Here is an 18,585-nt window from a genome sequence, read left to right as displayed (position 1 = left end):
TGAAACTGGTGGGCGCGACAGGATTTGAACCTGTGACCCCTACGATGTCAACGTAGTGCTCTCCCGCTGAGCTACGCGCCCCGTGCGCCGGCTTTCACTTGCAGCCGGCCGGAAGCCGAAGTCTTAGTGCCAACCCTCCGCGTTGACAAGACCCCGATCGCGCAGCGCCTGTCGCTCCTCATCGCAGCCATGCGCTTCAGGCGGCGAACTAGGTGGATTGGCTTCAGGCGGAGAAGTGAAGTGGTTCACGTATGGTGTGGGAGAAGGCTTCAGGCCACTTCATGATTGCCCGGAACATGGCGACGTCGCATACACTGTGCTTCAGGGACCAAAGGGGGAAGCTGACAATGCTTGCGAAAAAGAAGGCAACGGGCAGACGCGGTTCTTGGTTTGCATCAGTTGATGGTATATGCTATCCGGTGTTACACTCATACTGGTATAGCCAGAAGCAGTACCACGACGTCAACATGACGCCGGCATTCTGCGACAAGAACCCGAAAGCGCAGGACTTCATCAAAGCGCTGCTGTCCGGCGACAAGGCGATATTGGCGAAGTCGGGTCCATCAAATCCGGATGATACACTTGAACACTTCGTGCGGCGCGGCTACATCGCCCTCTTTGTATACGAGTTCGTATCATACGATGTCGACGGGCTGAAGCTTAGCCTGAAGGAAAGGCTTGTCGATTTGGAGTAGTATGCTTGTGTCTCGACAGACCGACATGAGCGGCTTGCCGCCGGTATTGAGAACATCGCGACCGGGCGGAGAATGAGCTTTGAACGACCTCGACACATTGCTCGCCGAGTTGCGCCGGCTGCAGCCGGAGTTGCGAAAGCGCTACCCGATAAGGTCGATGGGGGTGTTTGGCTCCTACGTGCGAGGCGAGCAACGCGACGATTCTGATCTCGACTTGCTGGTCGATGTCGACGATAGCGTCACGTTAATCGACCTCGTCAGGCTCGAACGCGAACTGAGCGAAGCCCTGGGCGTGACCGTCGACCTTGTCTTCAAAGAGGGCCTGAGGCCGAGGATCGGTGAGCGGATCTTCGCCGAGGTCACGGCGGTATGAAGCGCGATGTTCGGGATGATCTCGATGACATGCTGACATACGCGTTGCAAGCGCAAGCCTTCGTTGGTGGGTTCAGCGCGGAAGACTTCATCGCCGACAAGCGAACGTGCTATGCAGTGACTTATTCCCTCCATGTCATCGGTGAAGCCGCCAAAAAGGTGCCTCCCGAGACCCGCGAGAGGTATCCACACATTCCGTGGATGGACATCGTGGGGATGCGCAATCGCTTGGTTCACGACTACCTCGGCACCGATCCGAACATTATCTACCAGACTGTTGTTCGTTTTCTTCCGGAACTGAGTGCCGCTCTTCCTCAAGTCATTTCCGATTTGGACGAAACAGGCGATCGCGCAGCGCCCTGAGACGCCGAGGATCGCGCGGCGTGGGCGTCGGCCGGTCGAGGCGCGAGGCCGTCCGCTTCGGGATCGAACCGGCGCCACATCCAGAGGAGTAGGAGCAGGCCGGGGAGGGCGGCGAGGGTGGTGGCGAGGAAGAAGGACGGCCAGTCCAACACCTCCGCGAGCCAGCCGGCGCCGGAGGAGAGGACGGTGCGCGACAGCGCCATGAGGGAGGTGAGCAGGGCGTATTGGGTGGCGGTGTAGGCGACGTTGCAGAGCGACGAGAGGTAGGCGACGAAGGCCGTGGTGCCCATGCCGGTGGTTACGTTCTCGACGGCGATGGTCAGGCCGAGCATGGCGACGTCGGGGCCGACCCAGGCCTGGACGACGAAAACCAGGTTGGAGAGCGCCATCAGCACGCCGCAGAGGAACAGCCCCGGCACGATGCCGAGGCGGGCCAGCAGCACGCCGCCCATGAGGCCGCCGCCGATGGTGGCGACGGTGCCGAACAGTTTGACCACCTCGGCGATCTCGGTCTTGGTGAAGCCGAGGTCGAGGAAGAACGGCACCTTCATGACGCCGAGGACCGCGTCGCCGAACTTGTAGAGCATGATGAACGCGAGGATCGCCAGCCAGCCGCGGCGGCCGATGAATTCCAGCAACGGCAGGACCGCGGCGGCATAGAGCCACGCCAGCGCCTCGGCCAAAGCCCGCGGCAGATGCCGGCGGGTCTCCAGGAAGCGTTCGGCGTGGCGCTCGCGCTCCAGGGACTGAGGGGTCATGCGCGCCGCGGGTTCGGGGTTGACCAGAATGGCGGCGACACCGACCAGGACCAGGGATGCCAGGATCAGGAACACCGTCGACCACGGCAGGAGGTCCGCCAGGATCAGGCCGCCGGCGCCGGCGGCGAACTGGCCGGTGCGCCAGCCGAACACGGCGGTGGCGGCGCCGGCGGCCAATGCACGCTCCTCCAGGATCTCGACCCGGTACGCGTCGATGACCACATCCTGACCGGCCGACGCAAAAGCCACGGCGATGGCGAATGCGGCGGTCCAGGCGATCTGGTGGCCTGGGTCGGTAAAGCCCATGCCGGCGATGGCGACGAGCAGCACCCCCTGGCCGCACAGCGCCCAGCCGCGGCGGCGCCCGAACGCGGCTGTCAGCAGCGGCAGCGGCAGGCGGTCGATAAACGGCGCGGTCAGGAACTTGAGGGAGTACGGCAGGCTGACCAGGGCGAACAGCCCGACCCCGGTGAGGCTGACGCCGGACTCGATGAGCCAGGCGGAGAGCGGTTCGGCCAGCACCCCGAATGGCAGCCCGCTGGAGAAGCCGAGGAAAAGCATCGCCAGCACCCGCGGATCGCGATAGACCCGCGCCGCCGCCGACCACGACCTCGCTGGCTCTCGCTGCGGGCCGGGTTGATCCGTCACGAGGGCAGGCTCACGCGCGCTTCAGCTTCACCAGTTCGGCGAGGGACACTTCGGGTCGGGCGCCGACGTGGCTGATGACCTCGGCGGCGGCGATGGCGCCCAGGCGGCCACAGTCGGTGAGCGGGCGGCCGAAGGTTAGCCCGTAGAGGAAGCCGGCGGCGTAGGCGTCGCCAGCGCCGGTGGTGTCCACCACCATGTCGGCAGGCTCCGCCTCGAGAACGTGGAGCTGTTCCTTGGACAAGACGACGGCGCCTTTCTCGGAGCGGGTCAGCGCCGCCACCTCGCAGTGGCCGCGCACGTGGCGGATCGCTTCGTCGAAGGCGTGGACCTGGTAGAGGGAGACGATTTCATCCTCGTTGGCGAACAGCACGTCCACATGCTCGGTGACCAGATCGAGGAAGTCGGCGCGGTGACGATCGACGCAGAACGGATCGGAGAGGCTCAACGCGACCTTACGCCCCGCCGCATGGGCGGTGTTCGCCGCCTTCACGAACGCCTGCTTGGCCCGCGGCCGATCCCACAGATACCCTTCGAGGTAGGTGATGCCGGCGGCGGCGACGGCGGCCTCGTCGATGTCCTCGGGATCGAGCTCGGCACTGATCCCGAGACAGGTCTGCATGGTGCGGTGGGCGTCCGGGGTGACGAAGATCAGGCAGCGGCCGGTGGCTGGTCCGTCGCGAGCCGGGGCGGTGTCGAAGGCGATCCCCAGCGAGCGGATGTCGTGGCGGAAGATGGCGCCGAACTGGTCGTCGCGCACCTTGCCGACGAACGCGCCACGGCCGCCGAGCGACGCCAAACCGGCGATGGTGTTGGCCGCCGAGCCGCCGGAAACCTCCACCGCCGGGCCCATGCGGTCGTAGAGGGCGTCGGCGGTCGCGGCGTCGATCAGGGTCATCGTTCCCTTGTTGAGGCCGTTGGCGGCGATGAACGCCTCGTCGGCATGAGCCAGGACGTCGACGATCGCATTGCCGACACCGATGACGTCGTGTTGCAGTTCCGCCAAAGCGACACCCCCTTCGAAGCGTGATGGTGCGGGAGTATAGCCGGGGAAACGCCGGCGACAAGCGGCTCAGGCGTTGATGCCGAGGAGGCCGCGGGCGAAAGCCTTGGGGTCGAACGGGCGCATGTCTTCCAGTTGCTCGCCAACGCCGACGACGTGCACCGGCAGCCCGAACCGGTCGGCGAGGGCGACCACGACGCCGCCCTTGGCCGAGCCATCGAGCTTGGTCATCACCAGGCCGGTGACGTTGACGATGCTCCGGAACGTCTCGACCTGGCTGTGGGCGTTCTGGCCGACGGTGGCGTCGAGCACCAGGATGGTGTCGTGGGGGGCGGTTTCGTCGACTTTCTTCAGCACGCGGATGATCTTGGTGAGTTCAGCCATGAGGTCGGCGCGGTTGTGCAGGCGGCCGGCGGTGTCGATCAGCAGCACGTCGGCGCGCCGCTCCCGCGCCGTCTCCAGCGCCTCGTACGCCAGCCCGGCAGCGTCCGTGCCCGGCGGCCGCGCGATCACCGGGCAGCCGGCGCGCTCGCCCCAGATCTGGAGTTGCTCGATGGCGGCGGCGCGGAACGTGTCGCCGGCGGCCAGCATGACGTTGAGGCCGACGTGCTTGAACAGGGCCGCCAGCTTGGCGATGGTGGTAGTCTTGCCGCTACCGTTGACGCCGCACACCAGGATCACATGGGGCTTCCGAGCCTGGTGGATGCTGATCATCTCGGAGACCGGCGCCAGGATCCGGGTGATTTCCTCGGCAAGCGCGGCGCGCACCTCGTCGGCGGTGACCTCCTGGTCAAAGCGGGACCGGGCGAGCGCGGATGTCAGCTTGGCCGCCGTGGCGACGCCGATGTCGGCGGCGATCAACAGGTCCTCAAGCTCCTCCAGCGCAGCGCGGTCGAGGCGGCGGCCGGTGAACAGCTCGGAGATGCCGCCCCCGAGCCGCGCCGACGACCGGCTCAGCCCCTGGCGCAGGCGGCGGAGCCAGCCCTTGCTTTCCTCCTCCGGCTCGGCGCCGGACGAGGCGGGGGAGGTGTCGTTCATGGGATGAGGCTCCCGGTCAGGCCATCGCCGTCGAACCCGTCGATCCGCACCGGGATCAACGCGCCGGGCACGGCGTCCCGGTCGAGACGGACCACGGCGTAGTGGCGGCATCGCCCGATGCGTCCCGCTTCCACCAGCACCTCGGTGCGGGCGCCGACGCGGCGCTCATGAAAGCGTCGCCGCGCCCGTTCACCGGCTTCGCGGAGGCGGGCCGCGCGGGCGCGCCGCTCCGGCCCCGGCACCTGCGGCATCCGCGCGGCCGGGGTGCCGGGACGAGGCGAATAGGGGAACACGTGCAGGTAGGGCACGTCGAGCGCCTCGACGGCGTCCAATGTCGCTTGAAACATGGCCGGGCTCTCGGTGGGGAAGCCGGCGATCAGGTCGGCGCCGAACACGATGCCGGGGCGGGCATGGCGCAGGCGCTGTGCGAGGCTGAACACGTCGCCGCGCCGGTGCCGGCGCCGCATCCGCTTCAACACGGTGTCGTCCATCGCCTGGAGGCTGAAATGCACGTGCGGCATCAGGCGCGCGTGGTCGGCGAAGGCCGACACCAGCGCATCGTCGACCGCCGCCGGATCCAAGGTCGACAGGCGGAGGCGCGGCAGCGCCGGCACCTCTGCCAGCACCGCCGGCACCAGGTCGCCGAGCCGCGGTCGTTCTGCGAGATCGGCGCCGTAGGAGCAGATGTCGACGCCGGTCAGAACCACTTCACTAATGCCGCGAGCCACCAAGGCGCGCACCTTAGCGATGATCCGCTCCGGCGCGACGCTGCGGTTCGGCCCCCGCGCCGCCGGGATGATGCAGAAGGTGCAGTGGTGGTCGCAGCCCTGTTGGATCTGGACGAAGGCGCGCGCGCGGCCCTCGAAGCCTTCGAGCAGGGGCGGCGTCGCCGAGGGCTCGGCGGCGATGTCGGCAACGGCGACGACGCTGTCGCGGTCGTCGAGGCGGCGGCGGTCGAGCTTCTCCCGGTTGCCCAGCACCTGATCCACCTCCGGCATGGCGGCGAAGGCGGCGGGCTCCAGTTGCGCGGCGCAGCCGGTGACGACGATGCGGTCACCGGGGCACTCGCGGCGAAGCCTGCGGATAGTCTGGCGCGCCTGGCGGACGGCTTCGCCGGTCACCGCGCAAGTGTTGACGATGACGGCGCCGGTGACGCCGGCGGCGGCGGCCTCGGCGCGCATCACCTCCGATTCGAAGGCGTTGAGCCGGCAACCCATGGTGACGATGCGGAGTTCGGTCATGACGCGGCCGCCGTCAGCGCCGCAGGATCGAAGGCGCCGGTGAAGCTGACCACGGCGGGGCCGGTCATCAGCACATGGTCGTCGCGCAGCAGCCTGATGGAGAGGGTGCCGCCATCCAGCACCACGTCGACCTCGCGGCCGGTGAAGCCGCGGCGATGGGCGGCTGCGACGGCGGCACAGGCGCCGCTGCCGCAGGCCTCGGTGATGCCGGCGCCGCGCTCCCACACCCTGAGGCGGAGCCGGTCCGGCGCCAGCACCTGGACCACCTCGACATTGGTGCGTTCCGGGAACAGGGGGTGGCGTTCGATCATCGGCCCGTAGGCGTCGAGCGTGATGGACGCCGCGTCGTCGACGAAGAACACCGCGTGCGGGTTGCCGACGCTTACGGCGACGGGGTCGTGGAGGGGGCCGGCGGCGACTGCGAGGCTGAGGGTGTCGGCGGCTTCGGCGAGCGGGATATCCCGCCAGTCGAAGCTGACGCGGCCCATGTCGACGGCGATCAAGCCGCCCTCCGTGGTCTCGGCGTCGAGCAGGCCGGCGGCGGTCTCGATGACGGCATGATCCGCTCCGCTCCCACCCATTACCAGGGCGGCGACGCAGCGGGCGCCGTTGCCGCAGGCTGCGACCTCATGGCCATCGGCATTGAAGATGCGCATGGCCACGTCGGCGAGGCCGTTGCGGGGCGGCTCGATGACGATCACCTGGTCACAGCCGATGCCGCGCCGCCGGTCGGCGATGGCGCGCGCCTGCCCGGCGTTCGGGGCGAACGGCCGCTCACGCGCATCGACGACGACGAAATCGTTGCCGAGGCCGTGCATCTTGATGAAGGGGACGGCGTCCATACGTCGCTTAATATGATCGGGCAGCGCCGAAAGTCTACCCGGTTGCCGCATCCGCCGTGGAACGGTGCCCGCCTCAAGCTGCGTGCGCGGCGCGAAAGCGCTCCATATGGAAGGCGACTTGATCGGGGTGGTAGGGCTCGGCGGCACCGACGGGGCAGGCGCGCCGCGCCCGGCAGCCGAGGGTCATGCAGTCGGCGCCGGCCGCCGAAGCGAGATGACGGACACAGGCGGTGACGTCGTAGACGCCGGCGCCGATGGCGCCGACCGGGCAGGTGCTGCGGCAAGGTTGGCCGGCGCACGTTGCGCAGGGACTGGTTCCCGCCGGTCGCGGCGTTGTCTCCAGCGGCTCCGAAAAGAGCAGCACGGCGCGGTAGGCGTGCCACAGGCCGAAGTGCGGGTGGATCAGCGAGCCGATCGGCGATGGAAACACCATGTCGGCCCGTTGCGCCCATTGCAGGAACGGATGGAACGGCGGGCCGTCGAAGGGAAACACCGCTCGCGCACCGAGCCGTCGGGCGACGTCGCCGATGCGGTGCCGGATCCAGTCGTCGAGGGGGTGCGTCGCCGCCTCGCGCTCGGCTTTCGGAACATCGGCGGTGAAGGCATGCCACATGGCCGCTCCGGTGTTGCCGATCATCACCAGCGCGGTCAGCGGCGGGGCAACGTTGTCGTCCGAACCGACGCGCGTGTCGCCGCGGCAGATCAGGCCCAGGGAAGCGATGGCCGGAGCGATGGTCTCGGCGATGGTCTCGGCGATGCCGTGGAAGTGGATCACGCGTTAGATCGCGTCGGATAGTGGCGCCGAGGCCGGCTCCGTCGGGTGGGGTTGGTGCGGCGGGGCGATGAGGTCGCGGTAGCAATGCCATGTGGCGTAGGCGAGGACCGGCAGCGCCACGGCCAAGCCGAGCCCGAACGTCGCGATGCCGCAGGCGGTCACCAACGCGATCAACGCCGCCCAGCCGAACATGACCTGCCAGTTGGCGCGAACCGTCAGGATGCTGGCTCCGATGGCGGTGACCACGTCGACCCGGCGATCGAACATCATGGGGATCGACACCGCGGTGACGGCGAAGATCACCAGCGCGAACCCGGCGCCAAGCAGGGTCCCGATCGACAGGAGCAGGGCGCCCTCGAGGGTGAACGGCACCTCGAGGATGAAGTTCTCCAACGGCGGCGGAGGGCGGTTATAAACGATGGCGAACAGGAAGATTGCCACCTCGACCCATATGAACCAAATGAACATCAAGACTATGCCCATCGCCGAAAGCTGGCCGATGTTCTCCCGGAACGCCGAATACGCAGGATGCAGGCCAACGGCGTGTCCGCTCTCCAACCGCCGGCTGACGTCGTAGAGGCCGACCACGAGGATGGGTGCAAGCAACACGAAGCCGCCGGCAAGCGGCAGAACCAACGAGCCCAGGTCCGCGGCGATCACTCCGTAGCCCAAGACGATGCTGAGCAGAGCGAAGGCGCCGCCATACACGATGCTGATCACGGGTGCCTGCAGAAAGTCTTGCCAGCCGGCGGCGAGCCAGTAGCCGGAGCGGTCGACGGAGACTGTCCTGATGCCGACCGGCAGGCTATACGCTCGGTGGTTCATTGCGAGCCGCTCCTCACGAACCGCCCGGCCGGGTATGCTCGTCGACGGAGCGGACGCTGTACTGGGTGGCGATGGTCAGCCCCTTCAGCGGCCCCAGGAGGGCGACCGCGCCCAACACCGTCGCCGGGAGCCAGATGACGGCATGCAGCCACAGCGGCGGCTCCAACAGCCGTTCCAGCAGCCAGACGAGGCCGACGATGCCGAAGCCGAGAATGAAGATGCCGGCGACAGCCGGGGCGTCGCCGGCGTCGTGACCACCGAACTCAAGGCCGCACACCTGGCAGCGATCGGTCACCTTGAGGAAGCCGTCGAACAGGGCCCCCTGGCCACAGCGGGGACAGCGGCCGCGCAACCCAGCGACGAAGGGATGCGCGGTGCGTCCGCCGTTCACCATGATCATCGCCCGCGGGCCAGGGACCCGGTCGCCGGGATCAATGCATCGGTCCGCTGTAGCCGGCGCTTCCCCACCAGTAGACACAGGTGAACAGGAACAGCCAGACCACGTCGACGAAATGCCAGTACCACGCCGCCGCTTCGAAACCGACATGCTGCTCCGGCGTAAAGTCGCCGCGGCGCGCCCGGAAAAAGCAGACGGTGAGGAAACAGGCGCCGATGAACACGTGGAAGCCGTGAAACCCGGTGGCCATGAAGAAGGTCGATGAGTAAATGCCCTCGGTGAAGCCGAACGGCGCCTCGGCGTACTCGATCGCCTGCAGCGCCAGGAACAGGAAGCCGAGCAGCACGGTGGCGCCGGTCCAGAATACCAGCTTCTGGCGGTCGCCGTGCACCACAGCATGGTGAGCGATGGTGACGGTGGCGCCTGAAGTCAGCAGGATCAGGGTGTTGAGGAACGGCAGCCCCCAGGGGTCCATCGGCACCACCCCTTCCGGCGGCCACACCTCGGAGGCGGTGCGGCTGATCAACGGCAGGCTGGCGTCGAAGTAAGCCCAGAAGAACGCGAAAAAGAACATCACCTCGGACGCGATGAACAGCAGCATTCCGACCCGAAGGCCGTGGCGGACGACGCTGGTGTGGTAACCCCTGTGGGCTTCGCGGACCACGTCCCGCCACCAGAAATAGAACGTCGCCAGCAACAGGGCGAAGCCGGCCAACAGCACCCAGGGGATGCCGGTGTGCATGAAAATGATGCCGCCGATCGCCATGCTCAGTGCGGCGACCGTCCCCACCAGCGGCCACGGGCTCGGGTCCACCATGTGGAAGGGATGTGTCTTCGTCTCGCTCGCCATCTCTTTCCCCTGATTATCGGTGCGTTGTTGACGGTTCCCGTTGTGGTTACAGGTCCGCGGCCTTGCCTTTGGCTTCGGCGACTGTAGGCGGGCGCTGTCCCTGCGTCTCGTCGTCAACGGCCGGACCGTCCGCCGGGTAGAAGGTATAGGACAGGGTCATCTTCTTCACGTCGCGGGTGGCCGGATCTTCGTAGATCTCCGGATCGACGTAGAACAGCACCGGCATTGAGACACGTTCGTCCGGCGCGAGGCTTTGCTTGCTGAAACAGAAGCAATCGATCTTCGTGAAATAGCTCGCCGCCTTGTAGGGCGTGACGCTGAATGTGGCGGTGCCGGTGATCGGATCGTCGGAGAGGTTCTCCGCCTCGTAGTGCACCAGCATCTCCTCGCCAAGCCGCACCTGCACCTCCCGCTGCACCGGCCGGAATGCCCAGGGCAGCTTCGAGTTGACGTTGGCGTCGAAGCGGACGGTGATGACCGCGTCAGAGGGTCCAAGGGCATGAGCCGGGGCGTCGATGGTCGGCGTGCCGCCATAGCCGGTGACCTGGCAGAACAGCCGGTAGAGCGGCACCGAGGCGAATGACAGTCCGACCATGCCGAAGACGAGTGCGGTAAGTGCCGCTGCGGTCACGCCCCGCCGCCGGTTTCCGCCACGCTTCTTCGATGTATCGGTGCTCACCGTCGCCTCGTCGCCATCCCGTCCCCGAGTGTTCCTACTCCGCCGCTGAATGGGCGTGGGCAGGACCGTGACCGTGCCCGCCCGCGGGACCGATCACCGGCAGTTCCTCGTGGGTGTGGAACGGAGCCGGCGATGGCACGGTCCACTCGAGCGTCGTCGCGCCCTCGCCCCACGGATTGGCCGCCGCCTTCTCGCCGTGGCGGAACGTGTGCCACACGATATAGAGGAAAAGGAACGTCCCGACCATCGTGATCAGCGCGCCGATGGAGCTGACCAGGTTCCACCCGAAGTACGGGTCGGGGTAGTCGGGGATGCGCCGCGGCATGCCGGCGAGCCCCGAGAAGTGCTGCGGGAAGAACAACACGTTGACGCCCGTAAAGAAGACCCAATACTGGATCTGCCCGAGGCGCTCGTTATACTGCCGCCCCGACATCTTGCTGATCCAGTAAAAGTAGCCGCCGAACATGGCGAAGATCGCCGCGATCCCCATGACGTAATGGAAGTGGGCGACGACGTAGTAGGTGTCGTGCATGACGAAGTCGATGCCGGCGTTGGCAAGCAACACGCCGGTGACGCCGCCGACCACGAACAGGAAGATGAAGCCGATGGCGTAAAGCATCGGCGTCTTGAGTTCGATCGACCCGCCCCACATGGTCGCCAGCCAACTGAAGATCTTGATGCCGGTGGGGACCGCGATGATCATCGTCGCGATGGTGAAGTAGGCGCGCGTATCGACGCCGAGCCCGACGGTGTACATGTGGTGGGCCCACACGATGAAGCCGACGAAGCCGATCGCGCCATGGCGTAGGCCATGCCGAGGTAGCCGAACACCGGCTTCCGCGAGAAGGTCGAGACGATCTGGCTGATGATCCCGAACGCCGGGATGATGATGATATAGACTTCCGGGTGGCCGAAGAACCAGAACAGGTGCTGCCACAACACCGGATCGCCGCCCGCCGCCGTATCGAAAAACGCGGTCCCGAAGTTGCGGTCGGTGAGCAGCATGGTCAGGCCCCCGGCCAGCACCGGCAACGCCAGCAGCAGCAGGAACGCCGTGACAAGGATCGCCCAGACGAACAGCGGCATGCGATGTATGGTCATGCCGGGAGCGCGCATGTTCAGAATGGTGGTGATGAAATTGATCGCTCCCAGCACGGAGCCGGCACCGGCGACGTGCAGCGCCAGGATGCCGAAGTCCACGGACGGGCCGGGATGGAAGGTGGCGGCGCTGAGCGGCGGATAGACCGTCCACCCGGTGCCGGGCCCGGCGCCGACCAGCGCGGAGAGGATCAGGAGGATGAGGCCCGCCGCGGTCAGCCAGAAGCTGATGTTGTTCATGCGCGGGAAGGCCATGTCCGGCGCCCCGATCATCAGCGGCACGAACCAGTTGCCGAAACCGCCGATCATCGCCGGCATGACGACGAAGAACACCATCAGGAAGCCGTGGGCGGTGACCAGCACGTTGTAGAACTGGAAGTCGTCGATGAACTGAACGCCCGGAGCCGCCAGCTCGAGACGGATGTACCACGACATCATTCCGCCGATAATCGCCGCGATGATCGACAGCACGATGTACATCGTGCCGATGTCCTTATGGTTGGTGGAGTAGGCCCACCGCCGCCAGCCGGCTGGATGGTGTGCATGGGCCTCATGCTCCGCGTGTCCCGCAACAGCTCCGTATGCCATAGTCGTGCCTTCCCTTGATCCCTGAGCCTGAACTGTCCCGCGATGCCTACTGCGTTTCCGAAGCGCGCGGCGCTTCCGCGACGTTGGTCGCCGGGCGTCCGCGATTGCTCGCGAACTGCTCCTGCGCCTCCTTCGTCCACTCTTCGAACCGCTCCTTGGAGACGGCCTCGATCTGGATCGGCATGAAACCGTGATTGACGCCGCACAACTCCGAGCACATGCCGTAGTACATGCCCTCGCGGGTGATGCGGGTCCACGTCTCGTTGACCCGTCCCGGCACCGCGTCCATCTTCAGCCCGAGCGAGGGCACCGCAAAATTGTGAATGACGTCATCGGCGGCTACCAGGATCTGGATGGTGGTGTCGACCGGCAGGACGATGCGGTTGTCGACCGTCAACAGCCTTGCCTGGCCCTCTTCCAGGTCTTCCTCCGGCACCATGATGCTGTCGAACTCGAACTCTCCGTGGTCGGGGTAGCCGTAAGTCCAGTACCATTGATGGCCGGTGACTTTCAGCGTCATGTCATAATCCGGCGCCTTGTCCGAATAGTAGAGCAGCCTGAGCGACGGAATGGCGATGATCACCAGGATCACGATCGGCAGGGCCGTCCATGCCACTTCCAGCAGAGTATTGTGCGTTGTCCTGGTGGGGACCGGATGGCGCGCGGCGTTGAACCGGTAGATCACGTAGGCGAGAATGCCCAGCACCAGCAGCACGATCAACACCTGGATGACCAGCAGCAGGTTATGGAAGTCCTGGATCTCCTCCATCACCGGCGAACCGGCATCCTGCAGGCCCATCTGCCACGGGTTGGAACGGGCATCCACCTTTTCGTCAGCCGCGGCGGCCAGTCCAGGGTGGAACACCCATCCGAGAGCGTAAACCGAAACGATCGCCAGAAGTCTGTTCAGCATGTCCCTCACCCACGCACCGTGTTCAGTGCTCAGTTCTGTGGTCTCTAGTGGTCCAGTCCCATGGCCCGGTTCTATCCGCAGCCCAGTATAGTCGATACACCCGCAGGTTTGCCAATATCCCGGCTCGGCCGCCCGTTGAACGCATAGGCGGAGTTCCGGGGGATTTCCCCTATCGCGGATTGAAGGCTCGATCGAGGTAACATGAGCGAAACCGAATGAAAAGGATTTTCTTTCGCAGTTGCAAGGTGTACTTCTCGTGCCGAACGATTGGCGTCGGGCGCCGGGGGCAAGGCGACAACGGCAGCGTGGGCGACGAGCTTCGAAGGGACAGCAAGGATGCAGAGAAAGTGGCTGTGGGGGGTCGTCCTGGGAGCGGCGGCCCTGTTCATGTATGTGAGCATAATCGCCCGCGTCGGCAGCGGCGGCTGAACCGGATCGGATAAGACCGCTCAGCGATGCTGGAAATCGTCGACCTGCCCCATGTCAACGCCGCGCTCAACGGCCTGACCATCGTGTTTCTGAGCGCCGGCCTGGTATTCATCCTGCGCGGCGACCGGGCTCGCCATCGCGCCTGCATGGTGGGCGCGCTCGTGGCCTCGGGCGCGTTCCTGGTGACCTACCTGACCTATCATTTCAATTCGGGGCTGGCCCGATTCGGCGGCGAAGGCGCGGTGCGGCCGGTGTACTTTACCCTCTTGATCGTGCACATCGTCGTCGCCGCGGCGATCGTCCCGATCGTCCCGATCACCGTCTATCGGGCCGCCACCGGGGTCTTCGACCGGCACCGGCGCATCGCTCGCTGGACCTGGCCGCTGTGGATGTTCGTCGCCGTCTCCGGGGTCATCGTCTACGTGATGGCCGTGCACCTCTATCCGCACGCGGAGGGGCCCCATGCCGGCGCTTGAACGCTCCAGTCCGGTTGGCCCAGTACGGCCGATCGCCGGCGCAGCCGCCCGCGAGCTCTGGGGCTGGAGCGCCCTGGCCGTCGGATCCCTTGCCATTGCCGGCGTATTCGCGCTGCTGCTCGCCGTCTCCCGCATCCCCGGCATCGAGACGGTGTTTCCATGGCCGGTGGATTTCTTCCACAAAGGCCTCGTCATCCACGTGGTGTTCTCGTTCGTGGTGTGGTTCCTGGCGGTGTTCGGCGCCATGCTGTTGATGGGCGTCGAGCCGCGCCCAGGCGAGTCCGGGAACGTATTCCGCATGGGCGCCACCGCAGTGGTCGCCGCGGCGGCGGCGCTGCCGCTGCTGTTCGTGCCGGCGCTGATGGATCGAGGCGCCGCGACGCTCAACAACTACGTCCCGGCAATCGTCGATCCCGTCTATTACGCCGGCCTGGTGCTGTTGGCGTCGGCGCTTGCCATCGTCTCCATCCGCACCCTCGTCGCCGTCGGGACCGGCTGGGCGCCTCGCGACGTGACGGCGATCGTCATCGCCGGGGCGGCGGTCGTCTATCTCCTGGCGCTCGCCTGCTTCGGCATCGCCCTGTTGCTGCTCGTGCTCGGCGGCGAGCCGGCCGGCCACACGTTCAACGAGGACCTGTTCTGGGGCGGCGGCCACGTGTTGCAGTTCCTCAACACGCTCCTGCTGCTCGTCGCCTGGACCTGGCTGGCAGAGATCGCCATGGGGCGGCCGCTGGTGCCCCCGCCGGTGTTGATCGCGGCGACGGTGCTGCTCGTCCTGCCGGCGCTGGCGGCGCCGGTCTTCTACCTGGTATTCGCGCCATTTTCCGCCACCCAGACGCAGGCGTTCACGGACCTTCAATACGCCCTTGCCCTGCCCCCGGTCCTCGTTGCCGGCGCCATTGTCGCCGGTTTGGTCGGCGGGGACGGGCGGCCGCTGCCATGGCGCGACCCGGCGTGGATCTGCCTCGCCGCATCCGTCGTCGTGTTCGCGGTCGGAGGGGGACTTGGATTGTTCGTCGACGGCGCCGACACGCGCACGCCGGCGCACTACCACGGGGTCATCGCCGGTGTCACCCTCGCGTTCATGGGCCTGTTCTACGCCCTGTTCCTGCCGGCGCTCGGGCGCGCGGTGAGACATGGCAAAAGCGTGTGCGCTCAGATATGGTTGTTCGCCGGCGGGCAACTCACCGCCTGCATCGGACTGTTCCTTGCCGGCGGCATGGGCGCACCGCGCAAGACCGCCGGCGCAGCGCAGGGACTGGACCATATCGGCGCCATGGTCGGCATGGGGATGAACGGCATAGGCGGCCTTGTTGCCGTGATTGGCGGCGTGTTGTTCGTGTGGATCGCCGCGACGGCGCTGCTGCGGCGCCCGGCCGAAGCGTCCGTGGCGCCATCCGGCTATCGCGCCTGACATCGGCTCGCGAGGAGAGGAGGAGACCAGTGTCGACCGTGCAGACCGCAGAGGCCCGTGCCGCCGGCGATGCGGCGGCCGCCCCCGGACAGCGGGTGGAGCCGCGCTTTCGCGTCAGAGACTACGCAGTCCTCCTGAAGCCGCGAGTGATGTCGCTGGTGGTGTTCACCGCGCTGGTCGGCATGGCGCTGGCGCCGGGCCACCTCGCGCCCGCGACCGCCGTGATCGCGCTGGCGTGCATCGCCCTCGGCGCCGGCGCCTCCGGAGCCATCAACATGTGGTACGACCGCGACATCGACGCCGAGATGATGCGCACCATGCAGCGGCCGCTGCCGGCCGGTCGTCTCAACCCCGGCGCCGCGCTGATCTTCGGCTCGGTGCTCGCCGTCGCTTCGGTGGCGGCCATGGCACTCCTGGTCAACGCCATCGCCGCCGCTTTGCTGGCGCTCACCATCGCCTACTACGTGTTCGTCTACACCATGTGGCTGAAGCGCCGCACGCCGCAGAACATCGTCATTGGCGGCGCCGCCGGAGCCTTGCCGCCGATGATCGGCTGGGCGGTGACTGCGGGCGAGCTCGGCCTCGGCGCCGTCGCACTGTTCGCCATCATTTTCCTGTGGACGCCGCCCCACTCCTGGGCGCTGGCGCTGTTCCGCCGGGGCGACTATGACCGGGCGCAGGTGCCGATGCTGCCGGTGGTGGCCGGTGACCGCGAAACCCGCCGGCAGATGCTGATCTACACCCTGATCCTGCTGCCGGCGACGTTCGCGCCGGTTCTGATCGGGCTCTCCGGGGCGGTCTACGGCGTTGCAGCCGCGGCGCTGGGCGCCGGCTTTCTCTATCACGCCATCCGGGTGTGGCGGGACGACGGGCTGGCGACGGCGCGGGCCATGTTTTTCTTCTCGATTCTCTATCTGTTTCTGATCTTCGCCGCACTGCTGGTCGATCGTGCGGTGCAGATGGTCGCCGCGTGACCGCCAGCGCCGAGGCCGCGCCGCCGGCATACCGGCGGCTGGAGACGATTTTCGCCCGCATCCACGCCGTCGGCGACGCCCAGGCGATGCTGCACTGGGACATGGCGACCATGATGCCGAAGGGCGGCGCAGCGGCGCGCGCCGAGCAACTGGCGGTGCTCGCCACCCTCCGCCACGGCATGCTGATCAGTACCGAATGCGGCGAACTGCTTCAGGGCGCCGCCGACAGCGACGGGCTGAATCCATGGCAGGCGGCCAACCTCCGCGAGATGCGGCGGGCATGGCTGCATGCGACGGCGCTCTCCGAGGATCAGGTGGAGCGCCTGTCGCGGGCCACGTCGGTGTGCGAGACGGCGTGGCGGGGGGCTCGCGCGGACGACGATTTCGCTGCCGTGCTGCCGAAGCTGGAGGCCGTGCTGGCGCTGGTGCGCGAGACCGCTGCGGCCAAGGCTGAGAGGCTGGAATTAGGTCCGTATGACGCGCTGCTCGACGCTTTTGAGCCGGACGGACGCGCCGCCGAGATCGACCTTATTTTTGCCGATCTCGAGGCCTTCCTCCCCGACTTTCTGCAGGAGGTGCTGGAGCGCCAGGCGCGGCGGCCGGAAGTCGTCGTTCCCGAGGGGCCGTTCCCGGTCGATGCCCAGCGGGCGCTTGCGGTCCGCCTGATGCGGATGCTCGGCTTCGATTTCGATCACGGCCGCCTCGACGTCAGCCTGCATCCATTCTGCGGCGGCACCCCCGACGACATCCGCATCACCACCCGCTACGACGAGGGCGATTTCGCCAAGGCGCTGATGGGGGTTCTGCACGAGACCGGCCACGCGCTGTACGAGCGCGGCCTGCCGCCGGCGTGGCGCAGACAGCCGGTGGGCGAGGCCCGCGGCATGGTGTTGCACGAGAGCCAGTCGCTCCTGATGGAAATGCAGGTCTGCCGCTCGCGCGCCTTCATCGCGCATCTGGCGCCGCTGCTCGCCGAGACGTTCGGCGGCAATGGGCCGGTGTGGGAGGCCGACGCCCTCTACCGCTCCTACACTCGCGTCGCGCCCGGCTTCATTCGCGTCGACGCCGACGAGGTGACCTACCCGGCCCACGTCATTCTGCGCTACCGGTTGGAGCGCGCCATGATTGCCGGCGATCTGGAGGCGCGCGATCTGCCGGCGGCTTGGGCCGACGGCATGCAGCGCCTGATCGGCCTGACGCCGCCGTCGGACGCGCTCGGCTGCCTGCAGGACATTCACTGGTACGACGGTGCCTGGGGCTACTTCCCCACCTACACCCTCGGCGCGCTGGCCGCCGCGCAGCTCTTCGAAGCCGCCCGCACCGCCGACCCGGCGATTGCGCCCGGCATCGCCGTCGGCGACTTTGCGCCGCTGACGACGTGGCTACGCCGCGAGATTCACGGCCGCGGGTCGCTCATGTCGACGTCGGCGCTGATGACCGCCGCCACCGGCCGTCCCCTCGCCACCGACAGCTTCAAGCGCCACCTGCAGCAGCGGTACGCTACTAAAACGGGATAGCGTAGGTGACGTAGACTTCTTCTTCGCCCGGGTTGTTGTCGTGGATGCCGGCGTTGGAGATGTGGGCGATGTTGAGGCCGAGGCGGGACTGGTCGGCAAACTGGTAATTCAGCCCCAGCGACAGGCGAAACTGAAAGACGCCGCCGAGGTCGCTTGAGTCGTCGCGGCTGTAGCCGCCGAGGCCCGCCAGCGGCGTCACCACGAAGTTGCCGTAGGCGAGATCGGCATAGATGGCGCCATAGCCGAAGATGCCGCCGTCGGCGTTGACCATGAGACCAACGGCCGGGCCGAGGCCCCACAGCTTGTCCCCGCCGCGCGCTTCGATCCTGCCGGCTGCGGATGTTTTGGATGCGTTGAACGGCGCGCGGATGTCGAACACGCCGAGCCCGAAGTCGACGTAGTTCGGCGCGCGGCCGAGCAGGTCGATGCCGCCGAGCCTGGCCGCGACGGCCGCGGGTTCGGCTGCCGATGCGCCGCCGGCGGCCAGCAGCCACACCACCGCGACGGCGACCGCACGCCGCACCATCCTGTCCCCCAGCCGCAGATGCTGCCGCCAGCCTGTCGCATTGGCATTCGCAACCATTGCTGTCTCCCGCGCTTCGGTCTGTTTCCACTGCGGTCTTCGGACGATGTGCCGCACTTGACCTTGTTCGGCGGCCATACACGAAAATGCCGCCACAGTTCAAGCATTTA

General features: G+C 67.0%; 18 protein-coding genes, 1 tRNA gene and 1 pseudogene. 6 read left to right on the top strand and 14 right to left on the bottom strand.

What is annotated here, in order from left to right:
* Window positions 1-6: 6 nt before the first annotated feature.
* A tRNA-Val gene (locus IPM60_05260) sits at window positions 7-81 on the bottom strand.
* 170 nt (window positions 82-251) lie between these two features.
* On the opposite strand from IPM60_05260, the gene IPM60_05255 reads away from it, so the two are divergent.
* The 3 genes from IPM60_05255 to IPM60_05245 all read left to right on the top strand — a co-directional run bounded on the left by IPM60_05255 (window position 252) and on the right by IPM60_05245 (window position 1,430).
* Window positions 252-695, top strand: a complete 444-nt coding sequence (locus IPM60_05255; protein MBK8907316.1) for a hypothetical protein — start codon at window positions 252-254, stop codon at window positions 693-695.
* A gap of 79 nt (window positions 696-774) precedes the next feature.
* The gene (locus IPM60_05250) at window positions 775-1,068 is read left to right on the top strand and encodes a nucleotidyltransferase domain-containing protein (protein MBK8907315.1); all 294 of its coding nucleotides are present in this window, start codon (window positions 775-777) and stop codon (window positions 1,066-1,068) included.
* Window positions 1,065-1,430, top strand: coding sequence for a DUF86 domain-containing protein (locus IPM60_05245; GenBank protein ID MBK8907314.1), 366 nt, complete (start codon window positions 1,065-1,067; stop codon window positions 1,428-1,430). Before IPM60_05250 ends, IPM60_05245 begins: the two co-directional genes overlap by 4 nt.
* Here IPM60_05245 and IPM60_05240 read toward each other — a convergent pair.
* The 12 genes and pseudogenes from IPM60_05240 to coxB form a co-directional block, all read right to left on the bottom strand.
* The gene (locus tag IPM60_05240) at window positions 1,382-2,749 is read right to left on the bottom strand and encodes an MFS transporter (protein MBK8907313.1); all 1,368 of its coding nucleotides are present in this window, start codon (window positions 2,747-2,749) and stop codon (window positions 1,382-1,384) included. The two genes, IPM60_05245 and IPM60_05240, sit on opposite strands and share 49 nt — an antisense overlap.
* A 97-nt stretch (window positions 2,750-2,846) precedes the next feature.
* Window positions 2,847-3,839 (bottom strand): adenosine kinase, encoded by a 993-nt coding sequence (locus IPM60_05235; protein ID MBK8907312.1) that lies wholly within the window; start codon window positions 3,837-3,839, stop codon window positions 2,847-2,849.
* Window positions 3,840-3,905: 66 nt separating this feature from the next.
* Window positions 3,906-4,874, bottom strand: a complete 969-nt coding sequence (gene ftsY / locus IPM60_05230; GenBank protein ID MBK8907311.1) for a signal recognition particle-docking protein FtsY — start codon at window positions 4,872-4,874, stop codon at window positions 3,906-3,908.
* Entirely contained in the window at window positions 4,871-6,115 is a 1,245-nt protein-coding gene (gene mtaB / locus IPM60_05225) for a tRNA (N(6)-L-threonylcarbamoyladenosine(37)-C(2))-methylthiotransferase MtaB (GenBank protein ID MBK8907310.1), read from the bottom strand. The genes ftsY and mtaB overlap by 4 nt, the downstream gene beginning before the upstream one ends.
* Complete coding sequence (locus IPM60_05220; GenBank protein MBK8907309.1) at window positions 6,112-6,957, bottom strand: diaminopimelate epimerase; 846 nt, start codon at window positions 6,955-6,957, stop codon at window positions 6,112-6,114. The genes mtaB and IPM60_05220 overlap by 4 nt, the downstream gene beginning before the upstream one ends.
* Window positions 6,958-7,030: 73 nt before the next feature.
* Window positions 7,031-7,732: a hypothetical protein gene (locus IPM60_05215; protein ID MBK8907308.1), complete on the bottom strand. Its 702-nt coding sequence runs from the start codon at window positions 7,730-7,732 to the stop codon at window positions 7,031-7,033.
* Between the two features lie 3 nt (window positions 7,733-7,735).
* The gene (locus IPM60_05210) at window positions 7,736-8,557 is read right to left on the bottom strand and encodes a DUF2189 domain-containing protein (GenBank protein MBK8907307.1); all 822 of its coding nucleotides are present in this window, start codon (window positions 8,555-8,557) and stop codon (window positions 7,736-7,738) included.
* A 13-nt stretch (window positions 8,558-8,570) separates the two neighbouring features.
* Window positions 8,571-8,951 carry a DUF983 domain-containing protein gene (locus IPM60_05205; protein MBK8907306.1) on the bottom strand — a complete coding sequence of 127 codons (381 nt, stop codon included), beginning with the start codon at window positions 8,949-8,951 and terminating at the stop codon, window positions 8,571-8,573.
* Window positions 8,952-8,988: 37 nt separating this feature from the next.
* A complete protein-coding gene (locus tag IPM60_05200) occupies window positions 8,989-9,804 on the bottom strand; it encodes a cytochrome c oxidase subunit 3 (protein ID MBK8907305.1) in 816 nt (271 codons plus the stop codon).
* Between the two features lie 46 nt (window positions 9,805-9,850).
* Window positions 9,851-10,483, bottom strand: a complete 633-nt coding sequence (locus IPM60_05195; protein MBK8907304.1) for a cytochrome c oxidase assembly protein — start codon at window positions 10,481-10,483, stop codon at window positions 9,851-9,853.
* A 34-nt stretch (window positions 10,484-10,517) separates the two neighbouring features.
* Window positions 10,518-12,169 (bottom strand): annotated as a pseudogene (gene ctaD, locus IPM60_05190) (cytochrome c oxidase subunit I).
* A gap of 46 nt (window positions 12,170-12,215) precedes the next feature.
* Window positions 12,216-13,082 (bottom strand): cytochrome c oxidase subunit II, encoded by an 867-nt coding sequence (gene coxB, locus IPM60_05185; GenBank protein MBK8907303.1) that lies wholly within the window; start codon window positions 13,080-13,082, stop codon window positions 12,216-12,218.
* A 455-nt stretch (window positions 13,083-13,537) separates the two neighbouring features.
* On the opposite strand from coxB, the gene IPM60_05180 reads away from it, so the two are divergent.
* From IPM60_05180 to IPM60_05170, 3 genes are all read left to right on the top strand, one after another.
* Complete coding sequence (locus IPM60_05180) at window positions 13,538-13,987, top strand: DUF420 domain-containing protein (GenBank protein ID MBK8907302.1); 450 nt, start codon at window positions 13,538-13,540, stop codon at window positions 13,985-13,987.
* A 1,161-nt stretch (window positions 13,988-15,148) separates the two neighbouring features.
* Window positions 15,149-16,375 carry a protoheme IX farnesyltransferase gene (locus IPM60_05175; protein ID MBK8907301.1) on the top strand — a complete coding sequence of 409 codons (1,227 nt, stop codon included), beginning with the start codon at window positions 15,149-15,151 and terminating at the stop codon, window positions 16,373-16,375.
* Window positions 16,372-17,892, top strand: coding sequence for a carboxypeptidase M32 (locus IPM60_05170; GenBank protein MBK8907300.1), 1,521 nt, complete (start codon window positions 16,372-16,374; stop codon window positions 17,890-17,892). The genes IPM60_05175 and IPM60_05170 overlap by 4 nt, the downstream gene beginning before the upstream one ends.
* Here the strand turns inward: IPM60_05170 and IPM60_05165 are convergent.
* The gene (locus IPM60_05165; protein MBK8907299.1) at window positions 17,879-18,418 is read right to left on the bottom strand and encodes an acyloxyacyl hydrolase; all 540 of its coding nucleotides are present in this window, start codon (window positions 18,416-18,418) and stop codon (window positions 17,879-17,881) included. The genes IPM60_05170 and IPM60_05165 overlap by 14 nt on opposite strands.
* Between the last annotated feature and the right edge of the window lie 167 nt (window positions 18,419-18,585).

The sequence above is a fragment of the Rhodospirillales bacterium genome (genome assembly GCA_016710335.1).
Classification (GTDB): Bacteria; Pseudomonadota; Alphaproteobacteria; order Rhodospirillales; family Defluviicoccaceae; genus JADJXQ01.
The sequence above is the reverse complement of the archived record's forward strand: the minus strand, read 5'-3'. Positions and strand labels throughout refer to the sequence as shown.